The sequence below is a fragment of the Streptomyces sp. V1I1 genome, from assembly GCF_030817355.1.
Classification (GTDB): domain Bacteria; phylum Actinomycetota; class Actinomycetes; order Streptomycetales; family Streptomycetaceae; genus Streptomyces.
Genome location: NZ_JAUSZH010000001.1, coordinates 7,749,550 through 7,761,995, shown reverse-complemented (window position 1 = coordinate 7,761,995; position 12,446 = coordinate 7,749,550). Strand labels below are relative to the sequence as shown.

8 protein-coding genes are annotated in these 12,446 nt (G+C 69.7%); 2 read left to right on the top strand and 6 right to left on the bottom strand.

The window, feature by feature from the left end; translation table 11 throughout:
- Positions 1–47: 47 nt before the first annotated feature.
- From QFZ67_RS36305 to QFZ67_RS36280, 6 genes are read right to left on the bottom strand one after another with little or no spacing between them, the layout of a single operon-like run.
- A complete protein-coding gene (locus QFZ67_RS36305) occupies positions 48–3,176 on the bottom strand; it encodes a ThuA domain-containing protein (protein ID WP_307665285.1) in 3,129 nt (1,042 codons plus the stop codon).
- On the bottom strand, positions 3,173–4,066 hold the full coding sequence (locus QFZ67_RS36300) for a sugar phosphate isomerase/epimerase (protein WP_307665284.1): 894 nt from the start codon (positions 4,064–4,066) through the stop codon (positions 3,173–3,175). The genes QFZ67_RS36305 and QFZ67_RS36300 overlap by 4 nt, the downstream gene beginning before the upstream one ends.
- A complete protein-coding gene (locus QFZ67_RS36295) occupies positions 4,063–5,280 on the bottom strand; it encodes an ABC transporter substrate-binding protein (RefSeq protein ID WP_307665283.1) in 1,218 nt (405 codons plus the stop codon). Before QFZ67_RS36295 ends, QFZ67_RS36300 begins: the two co-directional genes overlap by 4 nt.
- Positions 5,277–6,281, bottom strand: a complete 1,005-nt coding sequence (locus tag QFZ67_RS36290; RefSeq protein WP_307665282.1) for an ABC transporter permease — start codon at positions 6,279–6,281, stop codon at positions 5,277–5,279. The genes QFZ67_RS36295 and QFZ67_RS36290 overlap by 4 nt, the downstream gene beginning before the upstream one ends.
- Complete coding sequence (locus QFZ67_RS36285; RefSeq protein ID WP_307665281.1) at positions 6,278–7,282, bottom strand: ABC transporter permease; 1,005 nt, start codon at positions 7,280–7,282, stop codon at positions 6,278–6,280. Before QFZ67_RS36285 ends, QFZ67_RS36290 begins: the two co-directional genes overlap by 4 nt.
- Positions 7,279–8,835 carry a sugar ABC transporter ATP-binding protein gene (locus tag QFZ67_RS36280; protein WP_307665280.1) on the bottom strand — a complete coding sequence of 519 codons (1,557 nt, stop codon included), beginning with the start codon at positions 8,833–8,835 and terminating at the stop codon, positions 7,279–7,281. Before QFZ67_RS36280 ends, QFZ67_RS36285 begins: the two co-directional genes overlap by 4 nt.
- Positions 8,836–9,005: 170 nt before the next feature.
- Between QFZ67_RS36280 and QFZ67_RS36275 the strand changes: the two genes are divergently transcribed.
- Entirely contained in the window at positions 9,006–10,208 is a 1,203-nt protein-coding gene (locus QFZ67_RS36275; RefSeq protein ID WP_307665279.1) for an ROK family transcriptional regulator, read from the top strand.
- A 310-nt stretch (positions 10,209–10,518) separates the two neighbouring features.
- Positions 10,519–12,444, top strand: coding sequence for an N-acetylmuramoyl-L-alanine amidase (locus tag QFZ67_RS36270; RefSeq protein WP_307665278.1), 1,926 nt, complete (start codon positions 10,519–10,521; stop codon positions 12,442–12,444).
- Positions 12,445–12,446 lie beyond the last annotated feature (2 nt).

Below are 12,446 nucleotides of genomic sequence, written 5' to 3'. Positions count from 1 at the left end.
CAGTGCCGACACACTGGGCGCGCAGCGCACTGTTGTGCTCCGGCGGGTTATGGGCTGTGGAACTCCACGGCGTCCACGTCGAAGGAGTTGTTCTGCGGGGACGTGAAGACGAGATAGAGCTTGTGGGTTCCGGCGAGTGCTTCGACCGGGACGGTCGGCGTGGCCTGGTAGTTGTCCCAGCCTCCGGTATTGGGGACGGGTGTGGTGGCCAGCAGTTTGCCGTCGGGGGCAGCAGCGCGCAGTTCGACCGCGCCGACGCCGTACGGGGACGACAGCTTGTAGCTGACATTGGCGATGCCTTCGACGCTCATCGGCTCGAAGGCCACCCAGTCGCCGTTGCTGACGTCGCCGATGCGCTTGCCGTTCTCGGCGCCTTCCTGGGCGACGACGCGAGTGCCCGACTGGGCGTCGTAGTACTCGGCCTGCTTGTGCTTGGGGTGAAGGACGGCGCGTCCGAAGCCGGTGAGGGCGCCGGCGCCTTCGCCACCCTTGTCGGTGTACTTCGCGTTGAGTACGTAGGTCAGGTCGGCGCCCTCCGGGTGCCCGCCGAGATCACCGGTGTCCACGGTGCCTTCACAGCCGGGGATGTCGGTGGTCGGGTGCTCGTGATCGTCGTGGCCGAGGGCCGGGTTGACGGTGACCTTGGTGCAGTCGACGGGGCCGTCCTCCGGGTCGGTGACGGTGACCTTGTACGGGATCTTGTCGCCGAAGGTGATGAGCTTGCCGTTCACGGGGAAGTCGATGGTCACCTTGGGGGCGGTGTTGCCCGCGGTGATGGGGATGTTGGCGTAGCCGGACTTTCCGGTGGTGTCGGTGACCTTCAGCTGGGCGGTGAAGTCTCCCTTTGCCGTGTAGGTGTGGGTGGGGTTGGCCTCGGTCGAGTCGTAAGTGCCGTTGCCGTCGAAGTCCCAGGCGAAGGTGAGGGGGTCGCCGTCGGGGTCGTTGCTCCCGGCGCTGGAGAAGTCGACCTTGAGCGGGGTAGGTCCGTTGGTGGCCGACGCGGCGGCCTTGGCGACGGGGATGCGCTTGCCCTGCGCGTAGTCGATCCGGTAGAGGCCTGAGTCGTTGTTGCCGCCGCCGAAGGAGCTGCCCCATTCGAGTACGTACAGCGATCCGTCGGGCCCGAAGGTCATGTCCATCGGCTTGTTGAACTTCTGCGACGAGAGGAAGTCATTGATCTTGAGGAGCTTGTTCTCCTTGTCGAAGCGCATCTCCTTGACGTAGTTGCGCGACCACTCGTAGAAGAAGCTCGCGCCCTCGAAGTAGGCGGGGAACTTTGTGGTGGAGGGGTTCTTGGCGTCGAAGTGGTAGACCGGGCCGCTCATCGGGGCCGAGCCGCCGGTCCGCATCTCGGGGAATTCCTTGGAGGCGCCGTAGCCGTACCAGACCTCGGGCTGCTGGAGCGGCGGGAGGTCCTTCAGCCCGGTGTTGTTGGGCGAGGGATTGACGGGCACCGCGCAGTCGAACTTCGGCCCGACGACCTTGGTGTCAGGGTCGTAGGGCGCGTACGCCTGGTTGTTGCCGTGGCAGAACGGCCAGCCGAAGTTGCCGGGCTTCTTGATGACGTTGTACTCGACCAGGCCCTCGGGTCCGCGGTCGGTGGTGGGCAGACCGCGGTCGGGTCCGTAGTCGGCGACATGGACGTAACCGGTCTTCTGGTCGACGGTGAAGCGGAAGGGGTTACGGAAGCCCATCGCGTAGATCTCGGGGCGGGTCTTGTTGGTGCCGGGGCGGAAGAGGTTGCCCTTGGGGATGGTGTAGCCGCCGCGGTCGCTCGGCTTGATGCGCAGAATCTTGCCGCGCAGGTCGTTGGTGCTCCCCGCGGTACGTGCGGCGTCCAGCATCTGCTTGCCCGGGCGCCAGTCGAGCGGTGCGTAGCCCTGCCAGTTGGGGTCGAGGTTGGGCGGCACGTCGTCGCCGACGCCGAGGTAGAGGGTGCGGTCGGGGCCGAACTCGACGGCGCCGCCGGTGTGTCCGGGTTCGGGGAAGGTGCGGTCGCGGTAGGCGGGGACGTCGATGAGCTTCTTCTCGCTCTTCAGGTCCAGGGTGTTGCCCTTGACGGTGAACCGGGAGAGGCGGTTGACGTCGTCCTTCGCGGCGGCGGGCGCGTAGTAGAGGTAGATCCATCCGTTCTGCTTGAAGGCGGGGTCGAGTTCCATGCCGACCAGGCCGTCCTCGCCGCCCGCATAGACATCGAGCTTGCCGGCGCTGACGGTGGAGTGCGAGGCGGGATCGAAGATCTTCACTTCGCCACCCCGCTGCGCGTAGAACACGCGGCCGTCGTGGGCGACGTCGAGCTCCATCGGGTCGGCGGTGTTGTCGTCGAGGGTGACCTTTTCGTAGCCGCTCCAGACGGTGCCGCCGCAGTCGCCGGTCTTGTTGCCCGCGGCCCACTGGACGCCGCCGATGACATGGTCGCGGAAGGCGGGTTCGCTGTACGCGGGGGTGTCGTGCCCCATGGCGGTGGCCCAGATGCGGCCGCCCTCGGTGTTGCGGCACCAGGAGATGGGGTGGTCGGCGCCCATGGCGGAGCCACCGGGGTTGTACGTCGTCTCGTCGGCGGTGACCAGCACATGGACGTCGCCGCGGGGGTTCTTGTCGAAGTTGTACCACTCCTCGGGGCGCTCCCAGCGCTCGGGAAGTCCGCTGGTGGAGGGGTGGACACGGTCGGCGACCTTGGCGGTGCCCTGGAGCACGCCGGGTGAGTGGGCGGGCATGTGGGCGCCGCCGTTGATGGCGTCGTCCCACCAGGGGAACTGTTCCTCGACGCCCATGTCGAGGGTGTTGTGGATGGCGACGACGCCGCCTCCGCCGCGTACGTACTTCTGCATCGCCTCGCGCTGGGCGTCGGTGTCCCAGACCATGCCGGAGTTCTGCAGCATGACGATGACGTCGAATTCCTTCAGCTTCGCGTCGTCGAAGACGGTGGGGTCGGCACTCTGGACGACTTCGAAGTTGTTCTCGGCGGCCTCCTCCTTGAACATCTGGATCCCCGCGGGGATGGAGGCATGGACATAGCCGACGGCCCGGGTGAAGAGCAGGGCGCGGAAGGCGGGTGCCTGTTCGGCTGCGGCGGTGGCGGGCAGGGCGGTCACCGCGAGGAGTAGGGCTCCGAGGACGGCGACGACGGCTCTGTAAATGTCACGGACGCGAATGTCGCGAGCATGACAGCTCATGAGCTGTTCCTCTCTACGGATTCTGCGGGTGGGTTGAGCGCGGCTTTGAGGAAGGCGAGGCCGTCCGTGGCGATGGCGTCCTGCGTCGCGGCGAGGGGACGCCACACGGAGGCCGCGACGGCGATGGCGTCGTTGTGGGCGGTGAACGACTCGATACAGAGCGGGCCCCGGTAGCCGTGAGCGGTGAGCGCGCCGAGGAAGCCGGGCCAGTCGAGGGGGTCGGCGCCGGGGGTGCCGCGGTCGTTCGCGCACACCTGGACATGGACGATGCGGCCCGCGGCCTGCTCCACGGCGCCCGGCAGGGAGCGTTCTTCGATGTTCTGGTGGTACGTGTCGAGAGCAAGGCCGATGGTCTGCGGATCGAGGCCGTCGAGCGCTTCGAGGCACTGGGCGACGGTGTTGAGCAGGCTGGTCTCATAGCGGTTGAGCGGCTCGACCCCGATGCGTACGCCGGCGGCTCGGGCATGGTCGACGACGGGGGCGAGGTTCTGCCGCAACTCCTCATAGGCGGCGTTCCGTTCGCAGGGGTCCATCCGCCAGGTGCGCCCGACGGCCGTGTAGACCGGGCCCGCCACGACAGGCGCGCGCACCGCGCTCGCCGCGTCGACGCAGCGCCGCAGATAGTCCTGGGTGGCGCGGACCGTGGCCGGGTCGGTACGTACGAGATCGCGGTCCGGGGGCATGACGGCGATGACGGCGGCGGGGCTCAGACCGGTCGCGCCGAGCAGCTTGACCACGGCCGCCGGATCCCAGTCCCCGGCCTGCTCCAGCGGGAGTTCGACACAGTCGAAGCCCCAGGTGGCCAGCCGGGGAAGGACGTCGGCGAGCGCCTCGTGGGACACGGGCGAGTGCCAGATCCAGGGGTTCGCGCCGATCGCGCGGGGCGTCACTTCTTGCCGCCCCAGGTTTCGGGGAATCCGGGCAGCTTCTCGCAGCCGCACATCGCGTAGTGCAGTGGCGGCATGCCGGGCTTGAGATAACTCTCGAGGGTGTCCTGGGTGACGGTGGGCTGCGGGAGCTTCCACTCCTTGGGGACCTGCTGTCCGCTGAGGATCTTCAGCGCGGCGATCACGGGCGTACGCCACTGGAAGGTCGGATACGTCGGGGCGATCGCGGTGAGCTTCTTCTCCTTCCACGCCTGGAGGAAGTCCTGCTGGTCCTCGCCGGTGATGGGCGGCACGTCCTGGCCCGCGTCCTCGAAGGCCTCGACGGCGGCCACTGCGGTGGCGCCGGAGTCCATCCACACGCCGTCGATGTTCCGGTGGCGGGTGAGGGCGTCGGTGACGATCGACTTGGTCTTGGCAGGGTCGCCGTCGGTGAACTTCACGTCCACGACATCGAGTTCGCTCTTGTCGAACGCGACCTTCGCGGCCGACCAGCGGGTTTCCAGCACATCGACGCCGGGCGAGATGCGCAGGGCGAGGATCTTGCCCTTCGGCTTGACCTTCTCGACCAGGAAGTCGGCGGCGACCGCTCCGTATCCGTATCCGCCGATGGGGTTGATGAAGGTGACGGCACAGTCGGTCTCCACACCGCGGTCGAAGACGATGACGGGAAGCTTGGCGCAGGCCTGCTTGACCGCGGGGGTGAGGGTGGCGGTGGTGTTCGGGGAGACGATCAGGGCGTCGCAGTCCCGGCCCGCGAGCTCCTGGATGTCGGAGATCTGCTTGTCGTCCTTGCCCTGGGCGTCCAGGACCGTGAACCTGCTGATCTCCTTGTGCAGGCCCACTTCGGCCTTCATGTTCTTCAGGCCGACCTGGCGCCAGGGGTTGAAGACACCCGCGTTGGAGAAGCAGAGGTGAATGCCCTGGCCCTGCTTCCTGTACTTCGCCGTGTCGGTCAGCTGCGGGCTCAGCATCTGCTCCCAGGGCCTGTCGGCCGGGCCCTCGGGGGTCTGCTTGACGAGGGCCAATTGACGGTCGTACTCCGCCTGTTGGAAGAACTTCGACTGCGCGCCGTTGCCGGAGTCGGTCGCGGTGGCACCTGCCTGCCCTGCGGGTTCGTCCGGTGGCGCGTCGCTGGTGCAGGAGGCGATGAGCGCCGTGGTGAGCAGGGCGGCGGCCGATGCGACGGCGCGCCGGTGGATCGTACGGATGGCGGTCATGAGGGTTCCCCTCCCGAGGGGTGCGTACGGCGGCGGCGCAGCCGGGACCAGTCGGCGGCTCCGAGGCCCACGGCGGCGATGACGATGAGCCCTTGGACGGTGGATTCGAGGGCGCCGGACACGCCCTGGAGGTTGAGCAGGGTGAACAAGGCCTGGAGGGAGAAGGCCCCTGCCATGGCGGCGACGACGGAGCCGCGGCCGCCGCCGAGGACCACTCCGCCGAGTACGACGGCGGTGATGGCCTCGAATTCGTAGCCGCGGCCGGCCTGCGCGGAGACCCCGGAGAACCCTCCGACGAGGACGGCGGCGAGGGCGGCGGCGGCGCCGGAGAGGATGAAGGCGATGGTGCGGGCGCGGGCGACGCGTACGCCGGCCAGAGCCGCCGCGCGTTCACTGTCGCCGGTGGCGACGAGGGTGCGGCCGAAGTCGGAGCGCATCAGATACACGGCAGCGGCTCCGGCGGCCAGGCAGGCGAGGACCGCCCAGGGCAGCCAGCCGAACGCGGTGCCGCGGCCGAGCTGGCGGAAGGCGGTGGGCAGCGCGCCGTGCGGGGAGCCGCCGGTCCAGAAGAAGACGGCTCCTTCGAGGATGAGCATCATGCCGAGGGTGGTGATGAAGGACGGCACGCGCAGCACAGTTGTGATCAGCCCGTTGAGCAGGCCGGTGAGCGCTCCGGCTGCCAGCAGCACCGCGGTGACCAGCAGCCAGGGCGCGGCGGGGAAGGACCCGTAGAGCTCGGCTGCGACCACTACGCCTGCGGTGACGATCGCACCGACGGAGAGGTCGAACTCGCCGCAGACGATGACCAGATACTGGCCGGCGGCGAGGATCACGAGGGGCGCGGCGCGTTTGACGAAGGCGAGGAAGCGGTCGGGCTCGTAGAAACCCGGATCGGTCAGGGCGAGCGCCGCGAACAGCACGGCGAGGAGTACGTACACGGGCGCGCCGGTGCCAAGCGCGCCAAGAACTCGCTTGGCCTGCGGGGCTGTTGCCGTCGTCATGCGGGCCTCCTTGCCGAACGCCGCGCGTACAGTGCGACGGCCGCGATGATGACGACGCCGCGTACGACGTTCTTGAAGAACGGGTCGACGGAGAGCTGGTTGAAGACGCTGTCGAGCACGGCAAGGACAAGGACGCCGCCGAGGGTGCCGGCCACTCCCCCGCGACCGCCCGCGAGCGCGGTGCCGCCGAGGACGACAGCGGCGATCGACTCGAGGTCGTAGCGCGCTTCGGTGCCCGCCCAGGGCGCTCCGGCGCCGAGCCTTGCGGCGAGGAAGAGGGCGGCCGCGCCGACGCACAGCGAACACAGGATGTGCGCGACGACAACGGTGCGGCGGGTGCGTACGCCGGAGAGGCGCGCGGCGTGTTCGTCGCCCCCTGTGGCGTACATATGGTGGCCGAGGCGGGTGCGGCGGGTGATCAGCCACATGGCGACGGCCACGGCGGCGAGCAGGAAGAGGGAGACAGGGACGGGGCCGATGCGGTCGTAGCCGAGGTGCTGGAAGGAGGCGGGGACCTTGCCGGCCGGTCCTGTGTAGTTGTCCTCGATCCAGCCGCGCAGGATGAAGGCGACGCCGAGGGTGGTGATGAAGGCGTTGACCTTCAGTCCGGTGACGATGAGGCCGTTGGCGAGCCCGACGCCCGCGCTGAGCGCGAGGACGGCGAGCACGGCGGTGACGATGCCGCCTCGCTGCATCGTCTCGGCGGCGACGAGCGTGCCGAGGCTGATCAGGTAGGCGACGGACAGGTCGAGGGAGCCGGTGAGAATGACGGCGGACTGACCGACAGCCACCAGGCCGAGTGCGACGCAGTTCTGCAGGATCGCGACGATGTTGGTGAGGGTGAGGAAGTCCCCGCCGTCGGCGGCGACGACGATCCAGCCGAGGAGAGTGACGGCGAGCGCGGCGAGCCACACACCGACGACGGGGTCGGTGAGCCGGGCCCGCGCGGGGGCACGGGGGGCCGACTTCGGCGCGGCGACGGCCGTACTGAGCGAGTTCACTCGGTCTCCCTCGCGGTGTGGGGGCGGCCGGGCGTGGGCGGAGCGCCGGCGGAGTCGGGGGGCGAGCCGCCGGTGGCGAGGCGCATGATCTCCTCCTCGGGCGCGCTCGCGGGGAGTTCGCCGGCGAGGTGGCCTTCGGACATGACGAGAATGCGGTCGCTCATGCCGATCAGCTCCGGCAGCTCGGAGGAGATGATGAGTACGGCGAGGCCTTCGCGGGCGAGTTCGCGTACCAGCGTGTGGATGGCGGCCTTGGCGCCGACGTCGACCCCGCGGGTGGGTTCGTCGAAGAGCAGCACCTGGGGGCGGGCGGCGAGCCATTTGGCGATGACGACCTTCTGCTGGTTGCCGCCGGAGAGGTACTGGGCCTGCTGGTCCTCTCCGCGGGCCTGGAGGCGTACGCGCTCCAGGAGCGCGGTGACTTCGCGTCCGGCGTGGGGTCTGCCGCGGATGGGGACGGCGCGAGTGACGAGCAGCGCGTTGTCGCGCACCGACTGGCGCAACGCGAGGCCCTCGGTCTTGCGGTCCTCGGTGACCAGGGCGACGCCGGCGCGGATCGCCTCGCGTGGGCGGGCGGGCCGCAGCTGCCTGCCGCCGACGGTCATGGTGCCCGCGGTGAAGGGAGCCGCGCCGAAGAGGGCGCGGACGAGCGAGGTGCGTCCTGAGCCCTGGAGGCCTGCGACGCCGACGACTTCGCCCGCCCGCAGGGTCAGGTCGATGCCGCTGATGCGCGCGTTCGAGCCGCCGGTGACGGTGAGCCGCCCGGGGCCGATCTCCTCGGGGCGGGCGCGCGGTGGGTAGTACGCGGTCAGTTCCCGGCCGACCATGGCGCGTACGACGCTGTCCGCGTCGGTGTCCCGCGTACGGAGTGTGGTGACGCGGCGGCCGTCCTTGAGGACGGTGATGCGCTGCGCCAGGTCGAAGACCTCGCGCAGCCGGTGCGAGATGTAGAGGATGCCGAGGCCGCGGCGGGTGAGCCGGCGTACGAGAGCGGACAGCAGCTCGACCTCGTGGTCGGCGAGCGGCGCGGTGGGCTCGTCCATGACCAGGACGCGCACGGAGGTGGGGGCATCCCCAGCGGTAGCCGGGGGAGCGAGGGCCTTGACGATCTCGACGGTCTGCCGGCGGGCGACGGAGAGGTCACGGACGAGGGTGCGCGGGGTGATGCCGGTCTCGTCGAGTTCGGCGAGGAGTTCGGCGGTGCGGGCTTCCATCGCCTTGCGGTCGACGAGTCCGCGACGGGCGGGCTCGCGGCCGAGGAAGACGTTCTCGGCGACGGTGCGGTGCGCGAGGAGCGCGAACTCCTGGTGGATGATGCCGATTCCGGCGGCCTGCGCCTGCGAGGGGTGGGTGAAGGCGTGGTCTGTGCCGTCGATGGTGATCGTTCCGGAGTCGGGTACGTACTCGCCGGCCAGGATTTTCATCAGAGTGGACTTCCCGGCGCCGTTCTCGCCCACGAGGGCGTGCACTTCACCGGCTTCGAGGTCGAGCCCCACATCGTGGAGCACACGCACCCCGAGAAAGCTCTTGGACACGCCGTGCATCGTCAGCATCGCCAGGCTCCTTGGGCAGGGCAGCGGTCTGCAGAGCAATGTCCTGACCCCCCTTTCGCCTGTCAAGAGTCCAAGCATCCTTCGTCACAAGCGAATTGACGGAGACTTATGCCGATGACCGAACAACGCCAGCCTTGTGAGCAGCGGAAGTCGTCCCTATGGTTGCTGGCATGTCTTCGCCGCCAACTCCCAGCGTTTCCACCGCCGTCCACTCCCCCGGCGAGGTGCTCGCGCTGATCAGTTCGGGGGCCGCGGCAACGCGTGCGGATGTCGCGCGGATCACCGGGCTCGCCCGCTCCACCGCCTCCCAGCGGGTGGACGCCCTCATCGCGCACGGCTTCGTCGACGAGACGGCGGCCGAGGCCGGCGCTTCGACCGGCGGCCGTCCTCCGCGGCGGCTCCAACTGCGCACCCGTGAGCACGCCGTCGCCGGTGTGGACCTCGGCGCGTCGCACTGCCGGGTGGCGCTGATGGACATCGGCGGTGCAACGCTGGCGACGAAGGAGGACCCGCTGTCGATCGCGGACGGCCCGGAGTCCGTACTGCGCCATGTGGAGCGCACGCTGCACGTGCTGCTCAAGGAGACCGGCCGGGAGCCGGGGACGCTGCGCTCCATCGGTGTGGGGGTGCCGGGCCCCGTGGAGTTCTCCACCGGCCGCCCGGTCGATCCGCCGATCATGCCGGGCTGGCACCAGTACCCGATCCCGGAGTTCTTCGCCTCGCGATTCTCGGTGCGGGCCCTGGTCGACAACGATGTGAATGTGATGGCGCTGGCCGAGCAGCGCCGCGCCTTCCCGGACACTCGCTATCTGCTGTACATCAAGGTCGGTACGGGCATCGGCTGCGGCATCGTCGCGGACGGCCGGCTGCACCGGGGCGCGCAGGGCTGCGCCGGCGACATCGGCCATATCCGGGTCGGGGACCAGGAGGAGCCGTGCCGCTGCGGCAACTCCGGCTGTCTGGAGGCGGTCGCGGGCGGCGCGGCGCTCGCGGCACGCCTTGCCCAGCTGGGTCTGGACGCGGCGTCGGGCAGCGATGTCGTACGCCTGGTGAAGTCGGGCAACCGGGATGCGGTGCGCATGGTGCGCGAGGCGGGGCGCGCGGTCGGCGAGGTGCTGGCGAGCCTGGTGAACTTCTTCAACCCGGACACGGTGGTGCTCGGCGGCGCGCTGGCCGCCGTGCACGACCAGCTGCTCGCGGGCGTACGGGAAGCGGTCTACCGGCGTTCGCATCCGCTGGCCACCCATGTGCTGCAGATCGAGCCGAGCCGCACGGGCGAGGACGCGGCGGCGCTCGGCGCCGGGATCCTGGCGATCGAGCACGCCCTGTCCCCCGCCCAGGTGGACCGGCAGCTGGCGCGGGCGGCGTCATAGGCCATCGGTCCACTCAGATGGCCCGACCGGATGCCGAGACGCCCGTCAACCGGCGTCAGCATCCGTTACGTATACGTTTATTGGTCCATGCCACTGACGCGCCGCAGGCCCGCGCCCCCTCACCACGAAACTCCGCCACACCCTGGCTGACGTGCGAAATCCTTGCCGCTGACGCTGATTGACGGATTGTCCGGGAGCCGATACCCCTGTAGTCGTGTCCCACCCCGCGGACCCCGTCGCACACCACCCGTCCCTGGAGGCTGCCTTGCAAGGATCCGCCCCCGTACGACCGAAAAGCGCCCGTCGGCGCATGGTGAGGGCAGGGGGCGCGGTGGCGTCGGCCGCTCTGCTGCTGCCACTGGTCTCGGCCGGTCCGTCGGCCACCGCCGAACAGCGCTCGTCCGGCGCACTGCAGCGTGACTTCGCCGCTGCCGCGGCCCAGTACGGAGTACCGCAGAGCGTGCTGCTCGGCGTCTCCTATCTGCAGTCTCGCTGGGACACGCACGGGGGCGCGGCGAGCGTCACTGGCGGCTACGGGCCGATGCATCTCACCGACGCCAGGACCGCACTCGCCGAGGCGCCGCACCATTCGCACGGCATCGAGGACGCACGCGGCGACGACTCGCGTCCGGCGCGGAACACCGCCGAGGCCGAGGTGCCCGAACCGTCCGAACTCCCCGAACGGCTGCGAACGCTGGACCGGGCGGCCGAGCTGTCCGGCTACACCGCCGAGCAGCTGCGCGACAACCCGGCCGCGAATGTGCGCGGCGGCGCCGCCCTGCTCGCCGGCGCGCAGCAGGAGCTGGGCCGGCCGCTGAGCGAGGATCCGGCCGACTGGTACGGCGCGGTGGCGCGTTTCTCCGGGGCCGACGACACGGCGACCGCGACGACGTACGCCAATGATGTCTTCGACGTGATCCGCACGGGTGAATCACGCATCACGGAAAGCGGTCAGCGAGTCGCGCTCGCGGGTGACCCGGCCGTGGCACCCGACCCGGCGCAGGTGGCGCTGCTCGGGCTGCGGACGGCCGACGCGGGGAAGACGGAGTGCCCGCGGACGGTGGCCTGCGAGTGGATCCCCGCGCCGTACGAGGAGTTCGGCGAGGGCGACTACGGCAACCACGACCTGGCGGACCGTCCCGCGTCCCAGTCGGTGAAGTACATCATCGTCCATGACACCGAGGGTTCCTGGGACACCACCCTGAAGCTGGTGCAGGACCCGACGTATGTGTCGTGGCAGTACACCCTGCGCTCCTCGGACGGGCACATCGCCCAGCACGTTCCCCTCAAGGACGTGGCCTGGCACGCCGGCAACTGGTACGTGAACGCCAAGTCGGTGGGCCTTGAGCACGAGGGCTTCCTGGTCTCGCCGGATGCCTGGTACACGGAGGCGATGTACCGCACCTCCGCCCGCTTGGTGAGGTATCTGGCGAAGCGCTACAACATCCCGCTGGACCGCCAGCACATTCTCGGACACGACAATGTGCCGGGCACGACCGCCGCGACGATCCGCGGGATGCACACCGACCCGGGCCCGTACTGGGACTGGGCGCACTACTTCCAGCTGATCGGCAGGCCGTTCACACCGACCGCGGGCCCGGGCAGCGGTGTGGTGACGATCCGCCCCGACTACGGGCAGAACCAGCCTCTCTACACGGGCTGTGTGAAGCCCGGTCAGGCATGCGTGCCGCACGGCTCGGCCGCGGTCCGGCTGCATACCGCGCCCGCCGAGGACGCGCCCCTGGTCAAGGACATCGGGCTGCGTCCGGGCGGCGAGGACTCCACGACCGTCGTCAACGACACCGGTGCGCGTGCCTCGACCGGCCAGCAGTACGCGGTCGCCGGGCGCGAGGGCGACTGGACGGCGATCTGGTACCTGGGGCAGAAGGCGTGGTTCCACAACCCGCGCAAGCAGCCGACGGCGGTGGGTGCCCGGGGCTTGGTGCTCACTCCGAAGGACGGCGCTACGGAGATCCCGGTGTACGGGCGGGCCTACCCGGAGGCGGCGGCATACCCCGCCGGCGTCCCGGTGCAGGCGATCTCGCCGCTGCCGTACAAGCTGCTCGCCGGCCAGAAGTACGTGGTCGGCGACCGGACGCCGGGCGAGTACCTGTACGCGACGACGTTCGACACGGCAGGACATCGGGTGGTGCGCGGCAAGGAGGCTTACTACGAGATCCAGTTCGGGCACCGGGTCGCCTTTGTGAAGGCGTCCGACGTGCGCGTACTGAAGTAGCC